Annotated in this window: 33 protein-coding genes; 3 read left to right on the top strand and 30 right to left on the bottom strand. The window is 63.4% G+C overall.

Going from position 1 to position 22,971, the window contains the following annotated elements; all coding sequences use genetic code 11:
- Positions 1-3: 3 nt before the first annotated feature.
- The 16 genes from C8K14_RS19605 to C8K14_RS19530 all read right to left on the bottom strand — a co-directional run bounded on the left by C8K14_RS19605 (position 4) and on the right by C8K14_RS19530 (position 13,031).
- Positions 4-2,367 (bottom strand): hypothetical protein, encoded by a 2,364-nt coding sequence (locus C8K14_RS19605; RefSeq protein ID WP_107718576.1) that lies wholly within the window; start codon positions 2,365-2,367, stop codon positions 4-6.
- A gap of 9 nt (positions 2,368-2,376) precedes the next feature.
- A complete protein-coding gene (locus C8K14_RS19600; RefSeq protein ID WP_107718574.1) occupies positions 2,377-3,336 on the bottom strand; it encodes a hypothetical protein in 960 nt (319 codons plus the stop codon).
- A 65-nt stretch (positions 3,337-3,401) separates the two neighbouring features.
- Positions 3,402-3,782, bottom strand: coding sequence for a hypothetical protein (locus C8K14_RS19595; protein ID WP_107718572.1), 381 nt, complete (start codon positions 3,780-3,782; stop codon positions 3,402-3,404).
- 10 nt (positions 3,783-3,792) lie between these two features.
- The gene (locus tag C8K14_RS19590) at positions 3,793-4,428 is read right to left on the bottom strand and encodes a hypothetical protein (RefSeq protein ID WP_107718570.1); all 636 of its coding nucleotides are present in this window, start codon (positions 4,426-4,428) and stop codon (positions 3,793-3,795) included.
- Between the two features lie 15 nt (positions 4,429-4,443).
- A complete protein-coding gene (locus tag C8K14_RS19585) occupies positions 4,444-5,112 on the bottom strand; it encodes a DUF2612 domain-containing protein (protein WP_107718568.1) in 669 nt (222 codons plus the stop codon).
- Positions 5,109-6,299: a baseplate J/gp47 family protein gene (locus C8K14_RS19580; RefSeq protein WP_107718566.1), complete on the bottom strand. Its 1,191-nt coding sequence runs from the start codon at positions 6,297-6,299 to the stop codon at positions 5,109-5,111. The genes C8K14_RS19585 and C8K14_RS19580 overlap by 4 nt, the downstream gene beginning before the upstream one ends.
- Before the next feature lie 51 nt (positions 6,300-6,350).
- A complete protein-coding gene (locus C8K14_RS19575; protein WP_107718565.1) occupies positions 6,351-6,722 on the bottom strand; it encodes a hypothetical protein in 372 nt (123 codons plus the stop codon).
- Positions 6,723-6,783: 61 nt separating this feature from the next.
- Complete coding sequence (locus C8K14_RS19570) at positions 6,784-7,080, bottom strand: hypothetical protein (protein WP_107718563.1); 297 nt, start codon at positions 7,078-7,080, stop codon at positions 6,784-6,786.
- Positions 7,081-7,091: 11 nt separating this feature from the next.
- Positions 7,092-7,733 (bottom strand): Gp138 family membrane-puncturing spike protein, encoded by a 642-nt coding sequence (locus C8K14_RS19565; protein WP_133726891.1) that lies wholly within the window; start codon positions 7,731-7,733, stop codon positions 7,092-7,094.
- The gene (locus C8K14_RS19560; protein WP_107758315.1) at positions 7,733-8,644 is read right to left on the bottom strand and encodes a hypothetical protein; all 912 of its coding nucleotides are present in this window, start codon (positions 8,642-8,644) and stop codon (positions 7,733-7,735) included. The genes C8K14_RS19565 and C8K14_RS19560 overlap by 1 nt, the downstream gene beginning before the upstream one ends.
- Positions 8,641-8,958, bottom strand: a complete 318-nt coding sequence (locus C8K14_RS19555; protein WP_107718557.1) for a hypothetical protein — start codon at positions 8,956-8,958, stop codon at positions 8,641-8,643. Before C8K14_RS19555 ends, C8K14_RS19560 begins: the two co-directional genes overlap by 4 nt.
- A 7-nt stretch (positions 8,959-8,965) precedes the next feature.
- Entirely contained in the window at positions 8,966-9,451 is a 486-nt protein-coding gene (locus C8K14_RS19550) for a phage baseplate protein (RefSeq protein ID WP_107718555.1), read from the bottom strand.
- A gap of 1 nt (position 9,452) precedes the next feature.
- Positions 9,453-11,069 (bottom strand): hypothetical protein, encoded by a 1,617-nt coding sequence (locus tag C8K14_RS19545; RefSeq protein ID WP_107718553.1) that lies wholly within the window; start codon positions 11,067-11,069, stop codon positions 9,453-9,455.
- A 161-nt stretch (positions 11,070-11,230) separates the two neighbouring features.
- Positions 11,231-12,034: a phage antirepressor N-terminal domain-containing protein gene (locus C8K14_RS19540; protein ID WP_107718551.1), complete on the bottom strand. Its 804-nt coding sequence runs from the start codon at positions 12,032-12,034 to the stop codon at positions 11,231-11,233.
- A 254-nt stretch (positions 12,035-12,288) separates the two neighbouring features.
- The gene (locus C8K14_RS19535; protein ID WP_107718549.1) at positions 12,289-12,666 is read right to left on the bottom strand and encodes a hypothetical protein; all 378 of its coding nucleotides are present in this window, start codon (positions 12,664-12,666) and stop codon (positions 12,289-12,291) included.
- Positions 12,666-13,031, bottom strand: a complete 366-nt coding sequence (locus C8K14_RS19530) for a hypothetical protein (protein ID WP_107718547.1) — start codon at positions 13,029-13,031, stop codon at positions 12,666-12,668. The genes C8K14_RS19535 and C8K14_RS19530 overlap by 1 nt, the downstream gene beginning before the upstream one ends.
- A gap of 196 nt (positions 13,032-13,227) precedes the next feature.
- Here C8K14_RS19530 and C8K14_RS23260 point away from each other — a divergent pair, with 196 nt between their 5' ends.
- Complete coding sequence (locus C8K14_RS23260) at positions 13,228-13,419, top strand: ribbon-helix-helix protein, CopG family (protein ID WP_107718545.1); 192 nt, start codon at positions 13,228-13,230, stop codon at positions 13,417-13,419.
- 202 nt (positions 13,420-13,621) lie between these two features.
- Positions 13,622-13,903, top strand: a complete 282-nt coding sequence (locus C8K14_RS22490) for a hypothetical protein (protein ID WP_133726890.1) — start codon at positions 13,622-13,624, stop codon at positions 13,901-13,903.
- Here C8K14_RS22490 and C8K14_RS22950 read toward each other — a convergent pair.
- The 12 genes from C8K14_RS22950 to C8K14_RS19470 form a co-directional block, all read right to left on the bottom strand.
- Positions 13,897-14,046 carry a hypothetical protein gene (locus tag C8K14_RS22950; protein ID WP_166643376.1) on the bottom strand — a complete coding sequence of 50 codons (150 nt, stop codon included), beginning with the start codon at positions 14,044-14,046 and terminating at the stop codon, positions 13,897-13,899. The two genes, C8K14_RS22490 and C8K14_RS22950, sit on opposite strands and share 7 nt — an antisense overlap.
- Before the next feature lie 44 nt (positions 14,047-14,090).
- Entirely contained in the window at positions 14,091-14,492 is a 402-nt protein-coding gene (locus tag C8K14_RS19520) for a phage tail assembly chaperone (protein ID WP_107718541.1), read from the bottom strand.
- 2 nt (positions 14,493-14,494) lie between these two features.
- Entirely contained in the window at positions 14,495-14,938 is a 444-nt protein-coding gene (locus C8K14_RS19515) for a phage protein (protein WP_107718539.1), read from the bottom strand.
- Positions 14,939-14,954: 16 nt separating this feature from the next.
- Positions 14,955-16,445 (bottom strand): DUF3383 domain-containing protein, encoded by a 1,491-nt coding sequence (locus C8K14_RS19510; RefSeq protein WP_107718537.1) that lies wholly within the window; start codon positions 16,443-16,445, stop codon positions 14,955-14,957.
- Positions 16,446-16,458: 13 nt separating this feature from the next.
- The gene (locus C8K14_RS19505; RefSeq protein ID WP_107718535.1) at positions 16,459-17,043 is read right to left on the bottom strand and encodes a hypothetical protein; all 585 of its coding nucleotides are present in this window, start codon (positions 17,041-17,043) and stop codon (positions 16,459-16,461) included.
- Positions 17,040-17,501: a hypothetical protein gene (locus C8K14_RS19500; protein ID WP_107718533.1), complete on the bottom strand. Its 462-nt coding sequence runs from the start codon at positions 17,499-17,501 to the stop codon at positions 17,040-17,042. Before C8K14_RS19500 ends, C8K14_RS19505 begins: the two co-directional genes overlap by 4 nt.
- Positions 17,501-18,022, bottom strand: coding sequence for a hypothetical protein (locus tag C8K14_RS19495; RefSeq protein WP_107718531.1), 522 nt, complete (start codon positions 18,020-18,022; stop codon positions 17,501-17,503). The genes C8K14_RS19500 and C8K14_RS19495 overlap by 1 nt, the downstream gene beginning before the upstream one ends.
- Positions 18,019-18,408 (bottom strand): DUF4054 domain-containing protein, encoded by a 390-nt coding sequence (locus C8K14_RS19490; RefSeq protein ID WP_107718529.1) that lies wholly within the window; start codon positions 18,406-18,408, stop codon positions 18,019-18,021. The genes C8K14_RS19495 and C8K14_RS19490 overlap by 4 nt, the downstream gene beginning before the upstream one ends.
- Positions 18,409-18,475: 67 nt before the next feature.
- Positions 18,476-19,603 carry a DUF2184 domain-containing protein gene (locus tag C8K14_RS19485; RefSeq protein ID WP_199223783.1) on the bottom strand — a complete coding sequence of 376 codons (1,128 nt, stop codon included), beginning with the start codon at positions 19,601-19,603 and terminating at the stop codon, positions 18,476-18,478.
- 58 nt (positions 19,604-19,661) lie between these two features.
- Positions 19,662-20,162, bottom strand: a complete 501-nt coding sequence (locus C8K14_RS19480; protein ID WP_133726889.1) for a hypothetical protein — start codon at positions 20,160-20,162, stop codon at positions 19,662-19,664.
- Positions 20,163-20,202: 40 nt separating this feature from the next.
- A complete protein-coding gene (locus tag C8K14_RS19475; RefSeq protein WP_107718523.1) occupies positions 20,203-21,498 on the bottom strand; it encodes a DUF2213 domain-containing protein in 1,296 nt (431 codons plus the stop codon).
- Positions 21,499-21,500: 2 nt separating this feature from the next.
- On the bottom strand, positions 21,501-22,085 hold the full coding sequence (locus C8K14_RS19470; protein WP_107718520.1) for a hypothetical protein: 585 nt from the start codon (positions 22,083-22,085) through the stop codon (positions 21,501-21,503).
- 17 nt (positions 22,086-22,102) lie between these two features.
- Here C8K14_RS19470 and C8K14_RS19465 point away from each other — a divergent pair, with 17 nt between their 5' ends.
- Entirely contained in the window at positions 22,103-22,327 is a 225-nt protein-coding gene (locus tag C8K14_RS19465; RefSeq protein WP_107718518.1) for a hypothetical protein, read from the top strand.
- Here the strand turns inward: C8K14_RS19465 and C8K14_RS19460 are convergent.
- Together C8K14_RS19460 and C8K14_RS19455 are read right to left on the bottom strand one after the other, a co-directional pair.
- Positions 22,324-22,554 (bottom strand): hypothetical protein, encoded by a 231-nt coding sequence (locus C8K14_RS19460; protein WP_107718516.1) that lies wholly within the window; start codon positions 22,552-22,554, stop codon positions 22,324-22,326. The two genes, C8K14_RS19465 and C8K14_RS19460, sit on opposite strands and share 4 nt — an antisense overlap.
- Before the next feature lie 21 nt (positions 22,555-22,575).
- The gene (locus tag C8K14_RS19455; protein WP_199223782.1) at positions 22,576-22,941 is read right to left on the bottom strand and encodes an NUDIX hydrolase; all 366 of its coding nucleotides are present in this window, start codon (positions 22,939-22,941) and stop codon (positions 22,576-22,578) included.
- Positions 22,942-22,971: the final 30 nt, after the last annotated feature.

The raw sequence follows: 22,971 nt of genomic DNA, 5'->3' as shown, positions 1-22,971 counted from the left end.
TCCTTAAGCGGTGAGGGTGATTTTGTCGGTCGGCGCCCATCGGTACATGGGCACATTTAGGCCGTTCGGGTCGAAGATTAGTGGATTGTCGTCGCGGACGTTGCCGCCAAACAGCGTCGTCTTGTTCGTCGCAGTCTGGGCACTCCAGGCATAGCCGAAATACCACTGGTCAGCTGGGGTCTCGCTAGCGTCCCATACAATGCAATCGCGCCCGACAACCCGTGGGTTGCTCAGCGTCTTTTCTACCCCGGCAGCGTTGAAAGCTCGCATGCCGAAATTTGGCATCAGTTCGAGATAGGACGTGTCGATGACCAGCTTGCGGCCGGCCAATACCGGGTAGCGGGCAATAATCCGGCTACCCTCAGCGCGGATCACCGGGCGCAGTGGGACGGGCTTATATCCCTTATAAAGCCATTGATAAGCTGCCCAACCGTAATACGCCCCAAGCCACTTATATCCTTGCGGCACCATGTGAATATCGCTGTTGCGATAAGGCATGAACCAAGAAGGCCCGACATGGCAAACGTAGTCGTTGCTGAGTGCCATCTGCAATTGCGCGATCGGGATATCAGGCTGAGCGCCAGCGTAATAACCGGCGACGCTGCTACTTTGATTGACAAACATAGGAACGGGCCGCGCATTCCCTGTCGCAGCCTGCCAGTCCGATTGGACCGATGCCTGAATGCCAAGGACCGTGCTTGTCCAAGTCGCCGGAGCGGTTTTGGCGGAACTGTCTGCCTCACCTTGGGTGTAGAACAGGCCAGCAGACGCGTAACTCTTGCCAATAGCAGCAGCCGCAAGCGGGCCGTTTTGAATATTCGCAAGCAGGCGTGGGTAGCGAACGCCGCTTGCTTTGGTCAACTGCGCGGCAGGTGCGCCACCTCGTGCTGAGACCGAAGCCATGAACTTTTGTCCGTTCGTGGTCGGATCAGTGCCAGCGTCGCTTACCATCAACTGCGCAAGCATTTGCATTGCGCCATACATTGGCGTCTCACCCACCGAGCCAGAGTCATTGGCCGATGGGTCTGCCATCCCACCTGTCAGGTAGCGCTCTTGTAGTGCTACCAAGCTGGCATAAATGACCGCCGGATCAACCGACAGGTCATCGGGGCGAACGCCGCCGCTGAACATCAGCGCCGATGCCAGTGAACCAGTATCGTAAAGAGCGCCGGGGTAACCCTGTGCAAGGCTCTGCCCATAGCCCTCGAAGTGGACAACTTCACCAATGATCTGGATGCTATCCCACTTGGGATCGCGCACCATATAGCTGGCACCGGCGCCATTATTCACAAGGTTGGTGACCTGCGTGCTAAGGCTGTCGATCACCGGGTGTTGGAACTTGGTTGGGGTTATCCGCAGCCACCGGGTTTTGTCGCCGGTAAAGTAGAACGATACTTCGTTTGTACCTACCTTGCTGGAAAGCCGCTGTGCCGCGCCGATAAAGCTGGAAATAGAAGACTGAAGCGACGCGACAGCCGTATTCAAGGCGTCGATAACCGGGTGCAGGAACTGCGTCGGAGTAATGCGAAGCCAGCGGGTCTTGTCGGCGTAGACACCGGAGATTTCCGCACCGCCGATCTTTTTCAGGATGCCCAGCGCGGAGATTGAAGCATCCACGCCAGACTTGAAATACTGCGAAACCTGCGCCCCAGACCCATCATTGACCGGCGCCAGCACACCGCCAGACACCTGCCAGAGCAACGCGCGCTGATTGTCGCTCGACAGCGCTTCGAATGTCGCGCCATTGCCCAGCGCCGAAACCGTCGCGGCGGGGGCCGTTGCACCGGTCAGGCCAGCGATGGCGGGCAGGGTATAGGTCGGCGCCGTGTTGCTGGTCGAGAGACCGCCACGCACAATCCGCGCGCTGGTAATCGCCCCGCCCGATACGGTGATTTTTGCCTGATGGCCAAGCGGGCCGCCTGTCACGATCAAGTCGAACTCGCCGCTGACCGTCGCGCCGCTGCCTGCCGTGCCGAGCGCGATGCCGCTGACCGTGAAGGGCACAGCGCCGCCGGGCGCCAGATACGCATTGAGCACGCCGGCCGAACCAGCATATGCGGCGGCAGCCTGCTGGGAGATGGAGGCGGAGGTGGCTGAGGCGGTGGCGATACCCGCTTGCGTCGTAGCAGTTGCGGCCGCCGTTCCGGCAGTGGTCGCACTCCCCGAAGCAGCGGCGGCCGATCCGGACGCGTTGCCAGCGAACCCAGCTGCGGCGGAAGCTGAACCACTTGCCGCCGCCGCGCTTCCCGCCGCCGCCGAAGCCGATCCCGCAGCCTCCCCCGCCTTTTCAGTCGCCGAGTTTTGGGCAGTAATCGCCGCCTGCTGGGCATTTCGCGCCAGCAGCTGGGCAATGATATCTTCAGCCATGCTCTGCCCTTACTGGTTGGCGTTGGCGATGATGGTGGGAGTCGAGGCCGTGCCGGTCTGGGTGGTGGTGATCCACAGACCGCCGGCGCCGAAAATGACGTAGAGCCCGTTCGCCGTGATGCTTGCCGACAGCGTGCCGGGGTTGCTGCCGGACACCGACATGACCTCAAGCGGCTGTGGGGTATCGTTCTGCGCCATGGCGCCGCCGAAGCTGATCGCGTCGCCGCCCGAGAGACCGGTCACCTGAATGCGGATCACGCCGTAGCGGGTGAAGTCCCGGGTTGTGCCGGGGACCAGAGGCGGGAAGCTGGTGACGGCCGACGAGATCGGAACGACCTGATCGCTGGCGAGCGCCACGGAGAGAGAAGCCGCCGATACCTGCGGGCCGAGCCCATCGGGCAACTGCGCCTGGATCTGGCCAAGCAGGCCATTGCCTTCGGCTTGGAGTGCGCCAGAGGCGGCGCCATCGGGCAGCGGCAATCCCGTCGCGGAAATGGCCAAGGGATTGGCGCTGGAAACTGCCGCGCCGCCCACCGTCGGTTGCACCTTCAACACGCCGGCCAATTGCGCGAACAGGCCCTTGAGCAGCGAAACGATCGTCCATGGATCGGTCGAATTGGTCGCGGCCGGATCGGCCACTGCGCCTTGCGTGACGTCGGCGCCATTGGGCGCAGCGATCGTGCTTACGCCGCCGCTGGACCAGACATCGCCCAGGCCGGCAGAGACAGCCGCAGCGCCGGATACGCCCCTGACCCAGATATGCGTCGCGGTGCCCTGCGCAGTTTCGCCCGCAACCAGGTAATAGCCGCCACCGGTGGGCGCAGAGGCGGACGAGGAAAACGCCACCAGCACGGGCGACCAGCCCTGATTGCAGACCCAGGCATATTCACCGGCCAATTCCGGTGCGCTTTCGGTGATGTCCTGCCAGTCGGTCGTGATCTTGATGTCGAGGCCTGAATCTTGGGCCATGGCGCGATCCTTGCGGGCAAAGAAAAACCCCGCCTGAGCGAGGTCGGGTCAGTCAGATCGGGCGGTCAGGCCCAGGCCGGTTCCGGCACAGTGGGCCAGATCGGCTCAAGTGGCGGATCGCGCAGAATTGCGCGCAAGGCGGCGCGATAGGCAGTGAAATCGCCGGCATTGCTCAGCGCTGCTGCGGTGTCGGCCGTTTGCGTGTAGTCGGTCGCGGCCAGCAGGCGCGTGGCTTGGGCCGCCACCATTGCCTTGATCTGTTCATCGGACGGGCCAGGATCCTTGGCGATCATGACCTTGCCATCCACGACGGTGAAATTTTCGTCCGGCGCGCGTGCCATGGCCTTGGCATATTCGGCTTCATCGACTTCGACGAGATCGCTTGGCAGCGTAGGATAGTCGATATCGTCGGGGTAAAAATTCCCGGTGGAGGGGCTGAATTTCATAGCTATTTCCTCAGTTTCCGAGGGCAATCAAGTCAGCGGTCATGCCCCACGTGGTGCTGCCCCCGCTGGGGAACTGCATGTAAACGCCCACGCTGTTTGCCGATTTCGAATAGGTCTGCGCCCATGCATCCTGAGAGGATGATGGCGAACCTAGGACAGCTGCGGGGATTGCCACGAAGCAGTTGTTCGGAAATGCGATGGGGAACGAGACGGTCTTGCCTCCTTCCGACAAATAAGCAGTCGTCGAGCACCATTGCAGGATCAGGCCGCCGGGGAGCTTCTGATAGCCGTTCCCGGATAGGCTGTTCACGAACGCGGAGAGGGGCGCGTAGGCGGCAGCGGCGGCGGACGCGGTGAGATAGCCGAGGCTGTTCGAAAACGCGGTCAGCGCATTGGTGATTTGGGTCGTGAAGTTGGCAATCACGCCATCGTCCACAACTGCATCATTGATTTCCACCGACATCCAACTGGCCAGTGCAGCCGCGACGAAATTGGCTTGGCGCAAGGCTTTGTTGAACTGCGCCGATGAGGCGAGGCCCGAGGAGAAGCCGCCGGTCCGTGCCGCCAGCGCAGCCCAATCGGACTGACTGGTGACGTTGGCGCCCGAGCCGGTGGCAAAGGGCAGAAAGTCGCTTGAGGCAGCCATGTGCGCTCCTATGGATCAGTTGGATAGAGCAAAGGCGCCGACGTCGAAGCCAGCGATTACGCTGCTCTCTACGTCAAAGCCGAAGAAGGGGGCGCCATCGACACTGGGTGTCAGATAGCCATCGATTTGCACCGTCGCCGGGCGCAGATCGAGGTAGCCGCCGACAAACAGTTCCTTGAACGTCGGGTTGATTGACGATGACGCCAGGGCCAGCGTCATCGTCATGTTGCCATTGTCCTGGATAAGGATCGTGAAGCCATAGGGCGCCAGCAGCGTGTCCCAGGCCGTATACGCTCCGGGGATTGTGCCATCCCACTGGTTGGCCGCGATCTTGGCGCGCAGCAGCAGCTTGTAGATGTCGTCGGGCAGCGCGATCAGGCCTGTTGTCGGCTCGCCCGGCGCCCATATCACGCCTTGCTCAAAGCCAAGCCCTGCGGTGTCGAACGAGAAGTAGACCCCTTCCAGCGGGGCCCTGACATTGCGCGAGACGCCCACCCATTCGCCGATGATGTCGAGTTGCGCGCCGACTGCATCGTCGATGTCGAACTTGCCGGCCATGGCATCCAGCACGGCAATCTGATCGGCCAGCGGTTGCAGGCAGGCGGTGACAGTGGCGACGAACTTTGCCTTATTGGCGTGCTCCGACGTGATCAGCCCGGTGTAGGGCGTGATGTCTCCACTCATGAGATCAAACTCAGCGACACGTCGCCAGTCACGCAGGTCGCGGACTCGTCGAAAGCGATGGGGATATCAGCCGCCGCCGGGCTGTCGCCATAGATCGCAATCTCAAGGCTCAGCAGGTTGAACGTGCCGATTCCGCCGCTGCCTTGGATGCCGGCCGAGATCACCTGCGTGAGGTAGACGCTCTCGCCCAGCGGCAGGTCGTTGATGTAGCTGGCGATGGCCGAAACCAGCGCGTTGCCGATCGTCACGGTATAACCGGTCAGGGCCTTGATCGAGACGTTGACGATGATGCGGCGATACGTCGGCGTGCTGAACTTGATCGTCGCCGGCATGCCGCGGCTGTCGATCACGATCTTGCTGATGGTCCCGGCCGTCCCGCCGCCAGGAATCTTCGAGCGTGCGATCGTCTGGGAAATGGCGTCAGCATCGCCGCCCTCGATTACCAGCGCAACGCTGTGGCTGGGCGTACCATTGCCGTTGGTCGCATCGGTCGTGTTTTCGTCATAGGTCACACGGGTCACGCCTGTGATGTCCTCGATCGCAGCGGCCAGCGTCTCCATGGGCGACGTTGCCCCGAGCGCCGTGGAGCGCGACTGGCGCTGGCGCAGCTTGGCATCGCTTTCCTGCGCGGTGCCGGGCGATGCTGCGACGGCGTTGGTCACCGAGATCCAGCCCAGCGTCGGCGTGCCGATCTTGGTCAGGCTGCCGATCGCGGCCGAGATCGCCCCGGCGGTCGTGCAGGTCGCGGTGACGGTGATCGAATTGGTCGACGGAATCGTGACGCTGGCCGGGAGAGCCCAGGTGTAAGCCCCATCGGCATCCTTGACCGTGCCATTGGTGATGATCGTCCCGGCGGCGCCGGTGATCGTGACGTCGCAGGTCGAATAGGTGGCTGCCTGCTTCTGAAGGCCGTTGATTTTGACCACGGACGCCAGCCCGGCACCCTGCGCGCTCGACGGCGAGCGGGCGTTGTAGGCCGCGATGCAAGCATTGTTGGTGTCGTTGAAGCCCTGCGCCAGGATCGCCAGCCACTGACCGTCCTGCGTGTCGGCATCCAGTACCACGTCACTGCCGTAGATGCCGCGAAAGCTGGCACAGAGCGACAGGTAGATGTCATCATAGCTGGGCGCCGAGATGCCGTTCTCGTCGATCGTGCATGCCAAAGTGGCGAGGGGATAAGTGGTCACAGGCGGTCCTCTGCGGGGAGCAGATCGGGCTGGGCGGCGATGGCGGCCATGTCAGGCGGCGCGAACGGCCAGGGTCTTGGCGATCGTCACGGTTTCGGTCGTGCCGTAGATCGTCATCACCGTCGCGTTGATGCTCACCTTGCGCGCGCCGGTCAGGTCGCTGGCATAGGCCACGATCGAGGCGACGCCTTGCGTTCCCAGGATCACGCGCTTGATCTCGGCGTCATAGGTCGCGGCATTGTTGCGGCCGACGATCTTGCCCCAAGCGGTTCCGGCAGTGGTGTCGAGAAACCACTCACCCATGATCAGGCCCAAGCGCGTCATGATGCGCTGGCCGACCGCGCTGGGTTCGTCGACGAAATAGTCGGCGCCGCCTCGGCCGAAAACCATATCGCCGTCGCTGTCTTGGCGTCTTACGCGCATTTGGGATTCCCTGCTTGGGATGGCTGACGGTCCCAGCCACCCTCAAAGGCAGCAAGAGCGGTTAGGCGGTAGGCGTTTCCTGCGTCGGCAGCGCGGCGGTGATCGAGGCCGTCACGGCAGAAATCTGGCTGGCGGTATCGGAATCGGCCGAAGCCAGTTCCTGCTGTGCGGCTGCCAGCGCCTGCGCATTCGCTTGGTTGGTGGCGATCAGGGTGTTCGCCGCCGTATTCAGCGCGGTCAGCGCGGCGGCGGTCTGGGTCAAAGCGGCCATGAGTTTCATCTCCTCGAGTTGTTTGGGCAGGACAATCTTGCCTGTCAGCACTGCCCATGCGTGCTTCAGGCGAGACAGAAACGGCATAGCGAAGCCTTTCAGATGGACTTGACGGTTGTTGAGCCGCCAGTGATCACGCCGCCGCTCACGGTATCGCCGATCCGCGCCACGCCCATGCCACCAGCACCGCCGAGATCGACCGGCCCGACGAACTCGATGCCGCCCGGAGCCACCAGGCGCAGTTTCTGCGCGGTTGGATCCAATTCGATCATCGTCTCGCCATCATCGCTGCGAAGCTGGGCCGCCGTGGTGCTGATCCCGCTCAGTACACGCGGTTGCGACCGGACACCGGCCACCACGAACCCATCGGACAGGTCGTGCATGCGGTAGGCCATCTGCGGCTGCACACCGCCGCTCTGCCACCAGGCATCGATGCAGCGCGAGGCGAACACTACCAGGCACTCGTCGCCTTTCGCGATCGGGAACGTCAGCGAGACGCCGCCCCAGCCCGGGAAGCAGACCGGGCAGTCAACCAGCAGGGGCAGGTTGGCGTTGCTGGCCTGGCCGGTCTTGGGGTCGGACAGCACGCCTTGCAGCGACGGCTGCACTTCGCAGGTCATGGCGGTGGCATTGAACGACTGGATGATGCCGGGAAGGGCAGTCCACATCTCCGCCTGGTTGCCACGCACCGCCATGTCGATCGAGGTCGAGAGGTCGCCAAGGCGCTGTCTGGGGTCCATCAGAACTGGCCCTTTTGCACGAGGCCGGTAAGGCCCGATTTCGTCGGATCAATGGTCAGGCAGATGATGTCTGAATACCAGGCCTGGCCGCGCGTATCGCCGCTGTGCTCGATCACGTAGATTCGGTAGAAGCCATCGGCATCGAGTGGCGGAAGGTTGTTCACGTAGTCGAAGCTGGGCGACGGTTGGGCCGCCAAGATCGACGCATTGTCGATTTGCAGCCGGGCCCCGACTTCCAGCAGCGGATTCAGCAGGCAGCGCACGCGGATGCCGTCCTGTGTCTGTTCCGGCCAACCGATCATGCCGGTTGCGGCGTTCAGCACCACAGCGGCGCCGTCCTTGTAGCCTTGCAGCGGAACCCAATTGATGCCGCCCCGGTCGTAGAAATACCCGTAGCCCGCCGTCGCCGCAGCCTTGTGAAGGGCGGTGCGCGCCATGCCGTAGAGCACCCGGCCGCGCGGCAGTTTCACCGTGGGATTGTAGCTGTTGAACTGGATCGACTGGCCCATTGCCGTGCCGGCCGCATTCGCCACATCTTGCTCGGTTGCCCCGGCCGCCAGCGTGGTGTTGACCACGGCCTGATTGGCTTCGTAGCCCTCGGCGGCCAGGATATCGAGATAGCTGTCTACGGCGCTTTCCCGGCCAAGGCGTGCCTGGATCATCTGGCCGTCAAAGATCAGCCCGAAGTTCCCGCCCTGATACCCGGCCTGCAAGACGACGCGGGTGTATTCGTTGGCCTTGATCTTTTCCGCTGTCGCCCGCGCCACATTGTAGATGCGGATGTTCGTATACTGCGGGGTGCGCAAGTCCGCCTGGCGCACCGAGAACGAGAACTGCAAATCCGACATATCGATGCCGGTTTCATCATCGCCGATCAGCAGGGTTGCCCGGCGCAGGTATTGCATGGTCACGGCGTCACCAGCACCAGATGCGTGTCGGTCCCGAGATTGCCGAACGTCGGCGCAGCGTCGCCGCCGGCAGTATCGGTGACATAGAGCGCCGCGCCGCCCGCAATCCCGAGATAGGCATATTGCTCCATCAGGTTGGCGCCAGTCACCAGCGGAATGCCAGACACGACGGCCACGCCCGAGGCGTCAGCTATGTTAAGCACCCAGCCGCCTTCGTCATGGTCACGGTATTGCAGCGTCAACTGATAGGTCGTGCCGTTGAGCGCGATCGAGAACGTCTCGGCCTGCCCGGTCAGCGGGATTTCGTAGGCTGCCATGGTCGCCTCAATTGCTCGGCGTCGCGCCGGAATAGCTGCTGACCCGCTTGGAGCCGGTGCTCGCCACGCCCGAGGCCGATTGCGGCGACTGGCGCACGGCGTTCTTGGGCATCGCGGTTTCGAGTGTCTCGACCAGGATCACTTCTTGCAACTGGACCGTGATCATCAGCACGTTCTCGGTAGCGGCATCGGTTTCGACGGCCAGCGAGCGGATCAGCATGTTCTGGTACAGTCGCTTGCCGGTCTGCACCTCCAGCAGCTCGGCTGAGGCTTGCAGGTCCAGCAGCGAGGCATAGGCGTCGGAGAGCGACAGGCCAGCGCCCTTGGTCCCGGCCTGCACCGTCAACTGCGCCGGGTTCTTGAAGGCGTGATCGGTAATCGCCGCGCCGCGCTCCACCGGGTGCGTGGTGATCGTCAGATCGTCCTTGTGGGTCTCCTTGACCGTGACGTCAGCGATGAAGCCGCCGATTGCACGAATGACTGCCTGGGCCATGTCAGTAGGCGAACACGCCGGCCGACGATACCAGGCGCTGGTTGGCCGCTTCCTGCTGCGACATCACGCCCTGCGTAACGTCCCGGCTGTTGCCGCCGTGGGCATGGAACTGATTGTGCTGGTGGAAGACTACGCCGCCATGCGCTCTCCCTGCGAATGGAGTGTTAACCCGCCCAGCATTTGCGGCCAGTAAGCTCAGCAGTTCGCCATGGCCGATGATGCTGCGGCCTTTCTCCATGCGGATCATGGCGTACATCAGCTTTTCCAGTTGACTGGCGTCGGACAGGTTAAGCGCTTGATTCCGTGCAAACCCAGTCATCTTTGAAACAAACTGGATATAGCCTTCGGTGTTGTTCTCATTCGGCGGCGCGTAGCGGTAAAGAATCTGCGCGATCGTGTTTAAATCATCGCGCTTCTGATAGGTAACCAACTGGCGGCCCATCGCGACCAACGCGTCGGCCGTGCTGCGGAATTTCTGGAACCCGATGCCATTGGGGTTTCGCAGATTGCCGGCATTTATGCCGCCGCCCGCGCCTGCTCCCGGCGCGCTACCCGGCGCCCCCGCGTCGCCACCCCATCCGCCGGACGCACCGCCGCCTTGCTGATACTGGCCAGAGCCAGCACCGATAACGCCCATCATGAAGCTGTCGCCAGCCTGAGTCGTTTGCTGCGCGGCGTTGATGGCTTCGCGATATGCTGCCGCCCATTCGCCGTTCAGAACGTGCGTCACGACGCGCACTAGCGCGCTGATGGCCTTCACAGAATGATCGATCGCCGCTGTCAGTTTTTCGGCGAAATTCATCATGTAAGGCGTAGCCGCGAGATCGCCCAGCGCGTGCAGAAGGTCGCCGATATCGTTGATCAGATTGCGCAACTGCAAGCTGATGCCCGTCAGTTTCCGGCCCGACATGATCTCGTTTACCCAGCGGGAGAACTCCTCCAACTTAGGGATCAGCCATTCCAGCGCCTTGTATTCAGCGACGTCGAACGCAAGGCTCAGCTCTGCTTTAAGCTCGCGAACCCGCGTCATTGCATCATTCGATTTGCCGGAAAGGCCCTCCAAGTTCACGCCTAGGCGAGTTGCCATGGCTTCGTATTGTTTTTCGTATTCTCCCGTATCCTTAATCATCGCCTGGAGTTGAATGGGATCAATTCCAAGCATTGATGCATAGGCTTTAGCTCGAAAATACGGCATCTTCTGGAAAGTTGCAGAGAGATCCTTGGCCATTTCAACGGCATCGCCAAGATGCCGCCGATCCACCCCCAAGGCTCCCACAAACCACGATCCTGCATTTGGACTTGATTTCGCAAATTCTGCGATGCCCTCAAGCGCTGCCATTGCGCCTTGAGCAGATCCTCCAAGCTGCGAAATTGCGTAACCGTAGGCACGAACACCTGCTGCTGACGATCCGAGCCTTTGCGATCGCCAGTAAAGCTGGTCCAGATCGGGCAGGATGCGGGCCATCGCCTCGGCCACCTGCTTGGCGAGGTCGTAGATTGCCTCGCCCATCGCCACGGCCTTGGCGGTGGCGGCGTCCAGCCCCTTGTCGAACTTGTCCTGGCCCTCGACCTTGAAGCCGAGCGAGACCAAGAACTCTTTGATCACGTTGTCGGCCATGGGGTTCTCGCAACAAAAAAGGCCGCCCGGTGAGGGGCGACCTGTGCATGCCCGGCGGTGCGGGCGAATTTCAAGGAATGGTCAGGAACCTACGCTGCTACTCACGCGAGGGCAATAGGAAAGGGCGGCCCGAAAGACCGCCCACCTGATCTATTGGACTGTCAGCGGATAAGCCGCAGCGACCCCTGGCCGGAACGCCCGGCGATATAATGGTCGATTTCGGTCTTGCCGCCGTCAGCCAGCCAGCGGCGCGCCGTCGTTTCGTCGAACAGGCGCACCCGGCCCGAACCATGTTCAGACCGCCGGATCGGCACGGCGCGATCTTCGTGGTAGCGGCCCAGGCGACGCGAAATGAACTGCGTCGCGCCGCGCGGGCGCCGGCCCTTGGTGTAGCCGGCCATTTCCGCCACTTGCAGCGCGCAGACGCCCTGGACGATGCCATAGCGCCCGGCCAGCACTTCGCGCTCGACCAGCGCGGGCACCAGTTCGGCAAGCTGCTTGGTCATGATGCTCTTCACCATGCCGCCGATCGCATTCATCACGGAACGATCAAGGCTAGTGACCACGCCTTCCATATCGCCGCGCACCGCCACGCCCTTCGTCCAGTAGTCGTGCAGGACGATGGCGGATTCGGCTTGGTAGAGTTCGATCTTCGCCCGCTTCACCGGGTCGGGGATCTTGTTCGGGTTGATCGTGGCCAGCCACAGCGGCAGCTTGGCCACCGGCATGGAGAGCATTTCTTGGCGGCGGCCAGTAGTGTCGTGCGTCACCATATGGTGACACGCGAAGCGCGAGCCGCATTCAGCCAGCTTGCGCTGCTGAACCTGCCAAGCCAGCCCGAGATTTTCCACCACGCGGCGCATGGCCACGTAGGGTTCGCCCTGGTGCTGGAAGGTGACGATCTGGTCGCCGTGAAAATCGATGGCGACAACGCTGCTTTTCGGAGTATCGGAGGTAGGAGGCATGAGACGATGCCTTTCTTGGTGTGCGCCAGACTTCGGCCTGACGCGTGCCGAGGATGCGGCGGGCGGGAAGGGCAGGCCTCGACAACCAAACACCTTCCCGTCCGTCCACGACGCTTGGGAGCGCCGCTTTCCCCTTCCCAGGGGGGAAACATGAGGGCCGAAGCCCTGTGTCCAATTCTTCCCAGATTACACCGTCGTAACGCAAACCGATTTCGAAGGTCAGACTGCGAATCGCAAAGTGGCTCAACTTTCGCTCATGCTCGCCGGAGCAGGTCGAACGGCGCCGTTTCCGGCACGCGATAGCGCCCGACGGCCCGGCCAAGGATTTTCCGGCCAGGGCGGCTGCATTCGCTGGCACAGACCAACCTGGGCGACGCGCCGTAATCCAGCACATACATGAGCGCGCCGACCGCCGGGGTCCGATTGCTGGTGTCGACCATGGCGGCGAGGCCCGGCGCGACGACTGCGGCGCGGTGGTCGTCATCGGGAATGCTGGAAAATTCCGGCATCATCTTGACCTGTTGAGCCAGGTCGGATGCGCCACTGCCGCCGGCCGCGCCCTGCGCAATCGAGGGGCTGAGCGCGGCAACGCCAATGGCGGCGCTTGCCACCAAAAAGGAGCGGCGGTCCATTACGCATCCCCCAGCAGGCGCAGATCGGCCATGAAAGCGTCCAGCCACTCGTCCGGTAGCCCGAGCCCGTCCCAGCGCTCTTTTGCCAGTTCCATCTTGTAGAGCAGCGCATTGGCGTTCGGCGAGGGCACGTCGCCCACCAGATGATCCATGGCGATGCAGTAGGCATCAACGGCGTCGTCAGCGCGTGGATCAGTGGTAGGAAGGCTATCGGAGTACTGGCGCTTCATCTGATAATCGTGGAGCGCAGCGTCCCACGCCGCATGATTGGCTGCAGGGTGGGCGATGGCAGAAACGGGGATGGCTGTGGCGCCAATGGCGACGATGGTGCCTAGGCCGCTGCGGACGAATGCACGGCGATCCATCACGAACGCCCCTTGACCAGCTGGCGCAGGATTTCGCGCATGATGTCGTTGTCGGCGGGATTTTGTGGCGCCGGGTTCTGGAGCGGGGTAAAGACGAAATCAGCCATGTCGATCTCCTTGGGATCGGGTTGGTTAGGAGCGGTGCAAGGATTAGGCCCCTTGCGCCGCTCTGTTTTTTAGGTAATACCGTTTAGCCATGACGTCAACAAAAAAAGTATTACCCAAAAAGAAGGGTCGGCCAGCTACCGGGAAAGACCCGGTGCTTACCTTTCGCTCGCCTCCGGAATTGACCGCCCAGGTCGAGGCTTATGCAGAGGCTGCGAACATGCCCCGATCCGAAGCGATCCGGCGCCTCGTAGAGGCTGGACTCTCGCGCGACGGAGGGTAATTCTGTGCCCCGGCATGGGGGTGGCATTATGGATTGCAATTGTCCGAGGTGTGGGAGTGAGAACACGCAGCGATTGGCGCTGTTGGTCGCATCCAATACGCAAGCGACCGTTTCCCAAAGCGGGACGATAGGCTATTCCCCAGGCACTAAGCTACTCGCCGCTGCCACGCACACCAGCGGCATAACGACGTCGGGCGCGGCCATGGCAGCCCGTCCGCCGCAGCGACCATCGCGGTCGGTTTTCCCAATCATCCTGTTCTGCTTGGTCGGGATCGGATTTTTGAACGCGGCAGGGCAGGGGCGATACGGGGCGGCAGCCATCTCCGCATTTTTCATGGTAGCGACCGGCGGCATCTGGTTCTTGCTTGAGCGGTCATACCGCACATCGGAGCAGGCATACCTTGAAGAACTGGCCGAATGGCGCCGCAAGTTTGCCTGCCTGCGCTGCTCGCACATCTTCGTCGTCGACATGGACGCCTACTGACCCTGCCTCGCCGCAGCCTCGAACCGCCGCTGGTTCTCCTGCCTGACCGCGATAGCGTCGTTCATGCGCGCAATATCGGATAGGCCCAGCGCTGGATCGAGCAGCTTGTCATAGGTGATCAGCCCTTCAAGCACGGGCTGCATAAGCCAATCCATGCCTTCCTCGGGGCTGGACGCGGCCTCGAAATTCAGGCTGCCGCCGATGGAGAACTCAAGCTGCGGCCGGGAAAAAAATCGGCCATGTTCTCCCGGATCGTCTCGAACGTGAGGCGAATCATGCCGGGCATCTGGATATCGTCGAACATGAGCCGGCCGCCCGCCCAGACCTTGGCCCAGGCCTCGCCGTTCTTGCGCCGGCACTCGGCCAGGCAGCGCCCGATCACGTATTCGGCATCGGCATCGGACAGTTCGCCCAAGGCCGACATGATGCTGGCCATGATCGCGCCGCTGGCTTCCCCGTCACCGATTTCTGCCACGCCCTTCTGAAAGGCCGCCATCGCCGGGGCAATGCGCCGGGTGATGTGGAACTGCGACATCGGGTCGAGACTGGCTAGGCGATAGGTCGCGCCTTCAAATTCGATTTCCGCCATGGTCAGGCCGCCCCGCTGCCGAGAAAGGTATGGATCGATCCGGCCGTGAAGCTCCATTCCAGCGCCGGTCCCTCCTTGTCATAAACGGTGTCCGGGAACTTCATGAACGCGCAGGCGATCGCGTCGTGGCTGTCGCCCAGGTTCGTGTCGCGGACCAGGATCGTGTTGCTGCCCCAGGCCGAGGTGTCGGCGGCGTCGGCATCATACATGCTTTGCAGCATGGCATTGACCGGCGACGTCTTGAGCAGGCGCACGGTGATGGTGCCCGACTTGTCGGCGTGCAGGCTGTTCATCGGCGTGCCGTCGGCGCCCACCGTCAAGGTGTTGCGGTCGCCGCGGCGCGCGATCGTGATGCCGCCCTCGGAATTGCCGTCCGAAAGCGAGAACGAACCGTTCGGCCCGGAGATCGCCGCCGAGACGTCGTAGAAGCTGTAGGTATAAGGCATCGGTCAGAACCCCGGATCAGCGGTTGATGGTGAGCAGCGCATTCACGCTGTGGACGGCGCCAGCGAGCTTGACGGCCACCTGGATCGGCGGCGTGACGCGCTTCTTGCGGTCGGCCGCGCTCTGGCTGGAGAGGCGTGGGATGTAGATGTAGAAGCCCTTGGGCAGCACATCGCCTTCCTTGAGTGAGCCGAAGCCCGCCGCCTGCCAGGTCAGGCCTTCACCGATCAGGCCGTTGGTGACGCCGACGTTCAGAGACGCGGTCATGACGGTCTGCAACTCGGTCATGCCCTTGTCGGTCTGTGCGACCTTGGGGCTCGCAGCCAGCTTGTTGAACTGGTCGGTCTGCACGCGGTTGGCCAGCCAGTCGAGGCCGTACACTTCGTCGATGAACGCATCCCCGAAGCACATGCCATTTACGACGATCGAGGCCTCGTTGTCGAAGGTGGCGAAGTAGTTGTAGCGCTTGGCGTCCAGCGCGTTGGCCTGGCTCGACCGAAGCGATTCCGCCGCGAGGCCGACGATCGTCTTCCACATGACGGTCGGCATGGTGTTGGTGCCGCTGAAATCGGTGGAGAGCAGCACGCCGAAGATGCCGGCCACGGCATAGGGCGAGGCCGTCGAATAGATGCCGAACGTGCGCTGGTAGCCGGCCTGCTTGAGCAGCGAGCCGATGTCAGCCGAACTGGCGTTGTCGATCGCGGTCGTGCTCGAAACCGTGATGCCGTAGGCATGGATACCGGTCTCGATATAGGCGGCGATGGCCTGGCGGTCGCTGTCGCTGGGCATGGTCGAAGCCGCGAACATCAGGCCCCACCAATAGGTCGGCAGATCGTCGAACAGCGTCACCGCCGACAGTGCCGATTCCGCGACGATCCCGGCCACAGTATAGCCGCCGCTGGTCGAGAGACCGCCGAGCAGGCCGGCGATGTTTGTGCCGCTGGTCGGAGCCGTCAGGAACGAGACTGCCGAAGTGGCGCCAGTCGTGGCGGACTTGAACACGAACCGGGTGCCATCCCAGGTGCAGGTGGCGCCCACCGACGCCGAGGTCAGGGCGGCGCTGATGATCGTCGCCACGTTCGACAGGCTGGTCGCGGCCGACAGGTTGATGCCGCTGATGTTCGTGGGCGAACCTGCCCCATCGACGGCGATCTTGAAGCCACCACTGGTCACCGCCGTGAAGTTGGACAGAGCCTGCTGGGCCGAGGTCAGGATCGCGCCCTTGAGCAGCCCCGCCGTCGCGGTGCGCGCCCAGCGGCCGATGAACAGGCTGGCCGGAGCCGGCTTCTGGCTGAAAAAGATCAGCGCCGCCGCATATTCTGGCGCCGACGTGCCGAAATCGGCCTCGACGTCGGATGCGTCCGAATAGGTGCGCATGCGCTCGGTCACGTCGATGACGTCGCTGTCGCCCAAAATCAGCAGGGTATTGATGTTCTGATACGAGGCGGCCGCAGCCGTCAGGGACCACGACGCCTTGATGAGGCGCGAGGTCGGCAAGCCAGTGGTCATGGGGACTCTCCGGTCAGTCGTCGGTGGTGACGGAAATGGATTCGGTGGGGCCGGCGTCGGTGGCGATGCCACCGTCAACGCCAGTCAGGCTCAGGATCGGGTAGACGTCGGCGATGGCGCGGCGGAACACGAAGGTGACGTCGATGCGGTTCGACCAGCGGTTGTTGATCAGCACCGGCGCCTTGACCGGCTTCTCGGCGTGCATCAGCGCGATGCCTGCCGAGGCCAGGACTTCGCGGTTCTGCTCAATCTGGATGCCGTTGCGCGCCATGCGGGCAGCCTGCTGGGCCTTGTCGCCGTAGAAGCTGGCCATCACCTCCAGACGCTCATGCTGGATCAGCCGATAGGTGCCGTCTGCGCGCAAGCCCTGCGGCGCGAAATCGTCGTCGTCGATCGCCATGACGCCCACGCTCGCCCAAGTTCCGTCGAACTGCGGCGCAATCGCGGGCTCGGGGTTGAACCGGCGCACGACACGGCGCGGATCCAGCCCGGTGATGCCCGCGATCGTCACTCGGAACAGGTCGTCAAGCGCTTCGTCGTTGACCGGTGGCGGCGTGGTGGGCAGCAGGAAGCCGCTTTCGCTGCTGTCCCGGCTCATTGCGCCACCTGCCCACGACTGACCTTGCGGGCCAGGGCCTCGATGAACCCGGCGCCATAGGTCGTCCAATCCTGCACCAGGAACACCTCGTAGACGTCGCCGAGAAACACCACGATGTCGGACTTGAACTGCACCAGGTCGGTGGGGATCACGGCATTGCCATAGATGTCGGTCTGCACCGGCCCAAACGGCAGCGGCGGTGTCGCGCTCGATGACGTGCCCTCGGTGTAGAGCCGGAAATCGGTGTAGATCGTGATCAGGTTTTCGACGCTGGTCAGGTCGGCCTGGCGCAGCATTTCGGGATTGGCGCCAGACTGGATCGAGCCGAGCGGCTGCGGCGTGATCAGGGCGGGCGCGGCGGTTTCGACGCCATTGCCGCCATAGGTGATCTGCCGGCGCCAGATGGTCATGGGCTGGAAAAAGTCGGGGTCGCCGATCAGATCATCCATGTCGATCATCAGCGGTTGCCCTTCTTCGCCCCGGCCGGGCGAATGACGAAATCGATGTTGCGGCGGTATTGCCCGGTATCGAGCAGCGGCGTCTCGCCCTCGCGGCCCCGGCGCTTGCGATTTTCCAGCGTGCGCTCGGCCAGCGGCGGTGCGATGCCGTCGGTGATCAGGTTCTTGATGGACGACGTGACGGTGAAGCCGACCTTGCCGTGCGCCGCGCGGATTGCCTCGCTGTTGCCATCCAGCACCTTGGGTGCCGCCTCGCGGTAGAACTTCTCGACCTTGGGCAGCGCTTTCTGCGTACCGGGCACCAAGTGGGGTCGCGCCGGGATATTGGCTTCGGGCGCGCCGAACTCGTTGAGATAGCCGATCTCGGCATTGTTCAGCGCCGGCCGGGGTTCGTCCGGCTCGGGATCGCGAAAGGCTTTTTCCGAAGGGATGCCCACCAGCACGCGGTCTTTGACAAGCGCCTTGAGTGCAGCCTTGACGGCGGCGGTCCGGTCCTTTGTGACGGTCGTTCCATTGGTCACAGTTGCCGACCACCCGATCCGACCATCAGCGCCAGTTGCCAGAACTGAACGCCATAGGTGGTGGCGTTCCAATCACCCGCGCCTTCCAGCGTCACCGCCGAGACGTCCTGGCTCTTGGACAGCTTGTCGATCGACTTGGCCGTGGTCGGGCCGTCAATGGCGCCGACGGCACCGCCCTTGGCTGCGGCGATGGCGTTCTTGCGCTGCACCGCCATGTTGTGGGCGATGAACAGCATGGAACCGTGGTCGAGCAGGGCGTCCCACCGATCGGCGCGAAGGCGCAGCGCGGCGATGCCCTGCCAGAACGTGAAACTGGCTTCGGGGTATTTGGTCTGGTCCGAAAACTCGGGGAAGGCGGCAATGAAATCCGAATAGGCGAATGCCATGCAGCCCTCCCCGGGCAAAAGAAAAGGCGCCGGAAAGCGCCTCGTTCAACCAGCGATCAGGACGGGATCAGTCGACGCCGTCGCGGTAGCCGATGGTTTCGGGATAGACGGTCTCCACGCGGCCCAGGCGGCCATAGTAGGGCACGTCGATCCAGATGCCGCGATATTGCGGCTGCATCGACTGGAGCGGCACCATGGCGAAGCGCACATAGGGTTCATAGCGGCTGTAGGCCACCATGCGGCCATAGGTTGCCGCGGCACCGCCCGGCCCGTTGAGATTGGCCTTGTCGAGCCACTTCACCGGGTAGATTTCCAGGTCGATGTTCTTCTGGGCCGTGAAGACGTTGTTCTGCTTCACATATTCCAGAATGCTGATGTTGCCGGCTTCCGAGACCTTGGTGGTCGCGATGTAGCCGAACGCGCCGGGCGAGAGCAGCACGTTCTTCGGCGGGGCCTTGTAGCCCGACGCCGCCCAGACCGAGGTCAGCAGTTCGTTGAAGTCGGCGGTGATTTCGTCCGGCGTCTTCGTGATGAACGGCAGGCCCGACGCGGCGCCAGCAGCGACGTTGCCGGTGTTGGCCACCAGCGCGGCATTCACCAGGCCGGTGGCGCTGACGGTGGGATCGCCGACATAGACCATCTGGTCGGTGTCCATCTGGTGCTTGAGGTTGAGGCCCGCCAGCATCTGGGAATCGATCGGGCGACCAAGCTGCTGGGCGCTCAGCAGTTCGGTGATCGTGTAGCTGACCGTCTCGGTCCAGAGCGTCAGCGGGTTCACGACCTTGGCGATGTCGACGTTGATCCGCGAGATCGTGGTCGTTTCGCGCCCGGCCCAACTGATGCCGCCAGACGAGGGGCCGCCGGTCGAGGCGAAGGTCGACGTGGTGTAGGACGAGTTTTCGTCGCCCATGGTCACATCGGTGCGCAGGTCGATGTCGCGGCTCCAGGTCGTGTCGACCAGGGGCTCATGGATCATCGGATCCAGGCGTTCGAGTTCGCCCACCAAGAACGCGCCGGCGCTGTCGATGGTGGCCTGGTCGAAGGTCTGGAACGCATCGCGCAGGAAGCGGGTGGCCTTGCGGTTGTCGCCCCATGCCAGCGCGGCGGCGATGGCGGGGGCGGCCGCCGTGGCGACGAGCGCGATCGACGGCACGATGATGGCGGGACCGCTCTCCCGCATACGGAGGGTATTCATGCTTGTGGTCTCCTGAGGAGAAAGGCCCGGCCTCTCACGACCGCTGGCCAGGGGTTGATCAGTACGGAATGCCGACGGAAATCTCGACGTTGCCCGCCGCGTCAGCCGGCCCGGTGAAGGCATAGAGGCTGGGCGCGACCAGGCCCGAAGACGTGGTGTTGTCTTCGATGCCGCCGATCGCCAGGCTGCCGTTCACGGTGGTGCGCACATAGGCCTGCGCGCCCTTCGCGGCCGTGCCATTGGCCAGCGTGGCACCGATGAAACCGACCTTCATCACATCGATGATGCCGGAGGTCGGGGGTGTGCCGGCGCCATAGCCCGAGGCCGCGCCGGTGGCATCCTGGGTGGGATAGGGGCGCACGGTGATGCCGTAGATCACGCCGGCAGCGTCACCGCTGGCGAGCGTGCGGACCTTGCCGTTGACCAGCTTGACGGGCTGGCCATAGGCGGTGGGCGGATTGGCGCTGTCGATGACCTCCTGCGAGATCACCTGGCCAGGGAAAGAACGGCTGACGGCGCCGGGAATGGCAACGTTCATCCGCGTGGTAATCGCCGTCATGTCGGCTTCCTTTCGCTTGGGTGGTTGAGTGGGGTGGTGATCAGCGCTTGGCCTGGCGGCGAGCGGCGATCTGTTCCTGCATCTTGGCGGCCGTCATCGGGCCCTGCGGGATCGCGGTGATGGCGCGCGGCCGGGTGTTGTGCACCTTGGCCACGGCGGCGGCGGCGTCGAACAGGACGCGGACCTGGGCTGGCTTGGCCTTGGCCAGATCGGTATTGGCCAGGATCGGCTCGATCACGGCGCGGCGGGCGCTGTCGTTGAACGCGCGGGCCAGGACATCGCGGCGCATTTCGGTCAGCGCGCGACGCTTGGGCGTGCCGTCCATGGTGCCGGTCTTGAAACCGGGGAAGATGATTTCGGCCTTGGCCTGGGCGTCCATGACTTCGGAGCGATCGGCTTCGACTTCCTCCTCGGGATCTTCATCGGTGGTTTCGACCACCGGGGCGACGGGCTCGACCTTGTTGGCGGCCATTTCGTCGAGGCGTGCCATGATGCCGCCCAGGCTGTCTTCCAGCGCCTTGAAGCGGGCTTCGTTCGGATCACCATCGTCGGTGAGCACGGCGGCCGGGGCCGGTTCTTCGCGGGTACCGTTGTGGATGTGGACGTGCACGCCGCCTTCATCCCCATCGGGCTCGCCAGTGCCCAGCACTTCGGAAGCGTCGGCGAGCGCGCTTTCCAGGGCCGTTTCGTCATTGTCCCGGAATGCCGCGCGGACGCGGTCCATGAGGGACATCTTGCGCTTCGCCATGTCATTCTCCTTGTCAGTGATGGCGCAGGTTGAGCCAGCGCGACCTCGGTCGACGATGGCGGTGTGGTTGCCGATGATGCGCGCCTGGCGCCCGAGGCCGGGCTTCACCTCTTCGACCTCGGCGTCGTAGCCAAGACTGATTTCCCGCTTCTTCTTGGCCAGGATCTTGGCAATCATCGGTGCATCGGTGATCAGCAGGTCGGCCACGAGGAATTCGGAATCGGCACCTTCGCCCCGGCGCGGGTTGAGCGTGACGCCGACCTGATATTTCCGGGCGTCGCGCTCGCTGAGCAGGGCCGGAGGGTGATCATCGGTCACGGGCTTGCCGTTGAAGCTGGCCAGGGCCTCGGGATCGAACAGCACGTCGGCATCGCGGGTGACGACGATCATCTGGCCGTTCGGAGCGGGTTGCACCTCCGGCACTTCGTCGGGCCGGTAAAGCATCGCCCCGGTCCGCGCGACGCGCACGGCGGTGCAGAGCAGATAGCCTTCCGGCGTCAGCGCCTGGGTGCGGCCAAGCTGTTCCGGCGCATAGGTCGCCTGTGGGCTGCGGTCGATGACCATAGCCCTGTCACGATGCACCGTCATGATCAGGAAGCGACGGCGCCAAGCTGGGCCGACGTGATCGCGGTCGCGCTCTTGCAGTAGAAGGTGGCGCGGCGCGCGTTGGTCAGGGTCACCGAGGCGCCGGCCGTGCCACCATCGATCTGGATGCCCGAAGCGGCGGGAAACACCTTGATCGGGTTTGCGCCGTCGTTGAACACGGTCACCGACTGGCCGGGTGAAAGCGCGGGCAGTGAGACGGCATCACCACTGTTGGCCGCCGTGGCGACGAAGTTGATCTTGCTCGTCAGCGCCGTAGCACCGACCAAAGTCTGCGTCGTGCTGGCAGTGATGCCGGTCGTCACGCTCTGCGCGTCACCGGTCGTGCTGAATCGCGTGGTCCAGGTGGGCGACGCCTGCGTTCCGGTATTCTGGTAGAGGATGCCGGTCGTGGTATCGACCAGAAGCTGGCCTGGATTGGCCACGCCGGCGCCCGTGCCATTGGTGCCGTTGACCGGTGCACCAGCCTTGGTCAGCGTCACGGTCGCGGCCAGGCCAGCAAGGTTGAACGTGGTTGCGTCGATCAGGGCGCGGCGAAGCGCACCCTTCCGCTTGTAGGCGGGAAGAGCCATAGGTATCGTCCTTCTCTATGAGGCATGCACCGGAAGACATCGTCGATCAGTTGCGCGCGATTGCCGAACTGGACGGTGTCGAGCTTCCCGACCTGGCGGCCGAGGATCTCGTTGAGTTCGATGCCGCCGATTACATCGAATATCTCTGGGGCTATCTGGCCCGCATCAGGGATGGGGACGGCGACCCGGTTGACCTGGCGCGCGAGGCGCTGGATCACTCGAAATGGATTCTAGGCCGTTAGGCTGTCTTGGCGCCCTTGCCGGCGAACACGCGCGGTTTCGGTTCGCCGCCGCCATTTTCGAGCAGGCGAATATCGGCTTCGATCTTTTCGGCTTCGGCGTTGTCGGCATCGGCCAGCGCCTGCTTTTCTTCGGCTTGGGCCAGCAGCGTTTCCGATTCCGCGATGTGAGCCTGCGCACTGGCGCGCTTGGCCTGCGCGGCTTCGGCCAGGATCTTGATCGACGACATGGACGGTCCTTTCTGTGGCGCTCAGATGGCGCCGACGTGTTTGAGGGTTGCGGCGACACCGGGGTGCAGCGGCGATGGTGCGTCTTTCGGGTGCGCCCAGACGGCATCGGTATGCTCAGCGTTCAGCACTGGCGCGAAAGGCCGGGGCAGCTCGGCGCGATAGGTTGCAAAACCGGATCGGCTGTCGATCAGCCGCAGCGGCCAATTCGCGTTGCACCCGGCTTCTTCCATTGCCTCGCGCCGGGCGGCCGTTGCCGGCGATTCGCCATCCTCGATCTTTCCGCCAGGCCAGCACCATGTTTCCGGGTGGCTTGCGGTGTCGGCACTGCGGCGCAGGAACAGCATGCGGCCATCGGGGTCAACGCACATGATGCCGGCGGCACGCACGATATCTGCGCCGCTGTCGCGCAGTTGGAC

Source organism: Novosphingobium sp. GV079 (genome assembly GCF_003058045.1).
GTDB classification, from domain to species: Bacteria; Pseudomonadota; Alphaproteobacteria; order Sphingomonadales; family Sphingomonadaceae; genus Novosphingobium; species Novosphingobium capsulatum.
This window is presented reverse-complemented; position numbering and strand designations above follow the sequence as displayed.

Coding starts and splice junctions, on each gene's coding strand:
- C8K14_RS23260 (WP_107718545.1), top strand. CDS start 13,228: ATGACGTCAACAAAAAAAGTATTACCCAAAAAGAAGGGTCGGCCAGCT.
- C8K14_RS19475 (WP_107718523.1), bottom strand. CDS start 21,498: ATGACGGTGCATCGTGACAGGGCTATGGTCATCGACCGCAGCCCACAG.
- C8K14_RS19570 (WP_107718563.1), bottom strand. CDS start 7,080: ATGCCGTTTCTGTCTCGCCTGAAGCACGCATGGGCAGTGCTGACAGGC.
- C8K14_RS22490 (WP_133726890.1), top strand. CDS start 13,622: ATGGCAGCCCGTCCGCCGCAGCGACCATCGCGGTCGGTTTTCCCAATC.
- C8K14_RS19600 (WP_107718574.1), bottom strand. CDS start 3,336: ATGGCCCAAGATTCAGGCCTCGACATCAAGATCACGACCGACTGGCAG.
- C8K14_RS19555 (WP_107718557.1), bottom strand. CDS start 8,958: ATGGCAGCCTACGAAATCCCGCTGACCGGGCAGGCCGAGACGTTCTCG.
- C8K14_RS19465 (WP_107718518.1), top strand. CDS start 22,103: ATGAGGCATGCACCGGAAGACATCGTCGATCAGTTGCGCGCGATTGCC.
- C8K14_RS19520 (WP_107718541.1), bottom strand. CDS start 14,492: ATGGCGGAAATCGAATTTGAAGGCGCGACCTATCGCCTAGCCAGTCTC.
- C8K14_RS19590 (WP_107718570.1), bottom strand. CDS start 4,428: ATGGCTGCCTCAAGCGACTTTCTGCCCTTTGCCACCGGCTCGGGCGCC.
- C8K14_RS19585 (WP_107718568.1), bottom strand. CDS start 5,112: ATGAGTGGAGACATCACGCCCTACACCGGGCTGATCACGTCGGAGCAC.
- C8K14_RS19505 (WP_107718535.1), bottom strand. CDS start 17,043: ATGAGCCGGGACAGCAGCGAAAGCGGCTTCCTGCTGCCCACCACGCCG.
- C8K14_RS19470 (WP_107718520.1), bottom strand. CDS start 22,085: ATGGCTCTTCCCGCCTACAAGCGGAAGGGTGCGCTTCGCCGCGCCCTG.
- C8K14_RS19500 (WP_107718533.1), bottom strand. CDS start 17,501: ATGATCGACATGGATGATCTGATCGGCGACCCCGACTTTTTCCAGCCC.
- C8K14_RS19485 (WP_199223783.1), bottom strand. CDS start 19,603: ATGAATACCCTCCGTATGCGGGAGAGCGGTCCCGCCATCATCGTGCCG.
- C8K14_RS19510 (WP_107718537.1), bottom strand. CDS start 16,445: ATGACCACTGGCTTGCCGACCTCGCGCCTCATCAAGGCGTCGTGGTCC.
- C8K14_RS19530 (WP_107718547.1), bottom strand. CDS start 13,031: ATGGATCGCCGTGCATTCGTCCGCAGCGGCCTAGGCACCATCGTCGCC.
- C8K14_RS19480 (WP_133726889.1), bottom strand. CDS start 20,162: ATGACGGCGATTACCACGCGGATGAACGTTGCCATTCCCGGCGCCGTC.
- C8K14_RS19605 (WP_107718576.1), bottom strand. CDS start 2,367: ATGGCTGAAGATATCATTGCCCAGCTGCTGGCGCGAAATGCCCAGCAG.
- C8K14_RS19575 (WP_107718565.1), bottom strand. CDS start 6,722: ATGCGCGTAAGACGCCAAGACAGCGACGGCGATATGGTTTTCGGCCGA.
- C8K14_RS19595 (WP_107718572.1), bottom strand. CDS start 3,782: ATGAAATTCAGCCCCTCCACCGGGAATTTTTACCCCGACGATATCGAC.
- C8K14_RS19460 (WP_107718516.1), bottom strand. CDS start 22,554: ATGTCGTCGATCAAGATCCTGGCCGAAGCCGCGCAGGCCAAGCGCGCC.
- C8K14_RS19565 (WP_133726891.1), bottom strand. CDS start 7,733: ATGGACCCCAGACAGCGCCTTGGCGACCTCTCGACCTCGATCGACATG.
- C8K14_RS19515 (WP_107718539.1), bottom strand. CDS start 14,938: ATGCCTTATACCTACAGCTTCTACGACGTCTCGGCGGCGATCTCCGGG.
- C8K14_RS19545 (WP_107718553.1), bottom strand. CDS start 11,069: ATGGCCGACAACGTGATCAAAGAGTTCTTGGTCTCGCTCGGCTTCAAG.
- C8K14_RS19490 (WP_107718529.1), bottom strand. CDS start 18,408: ATGGCATTCGCCTATTCGGATTTCATTGCCGCCTTCCCCGAGTTTTCG.
- C8K14_RS22950 (WP_166643376.1), bottom strand. CDS start 14,046: ATGCAGCCCGTGCTTGAAGGGCTGATCACCTATGACAAGCTGCTCGAT.
- C8K14_RS19540 (WP_107718551.1), bottom strand. CDS start 12,034: ATGCCTCCTACCTCCGATACTCCGAAAAGCAGCGTTGTCGCCATCGAT.
- C8K14_RS19535 (WP_107718549.1), bottom strand. CDS start 12,666: ATGGACCGCCGCTCCTTTTTGGTGGCAAGCGCCGCCATTGGCGTTGCC.
- C8K14_RS19550 (WP_107718555.1), bottom strand. CDS start 9,451: ATGGCCCAGGCAGTCATTCGTGCAATCGGCGGCTTCATCGCTGACGTC.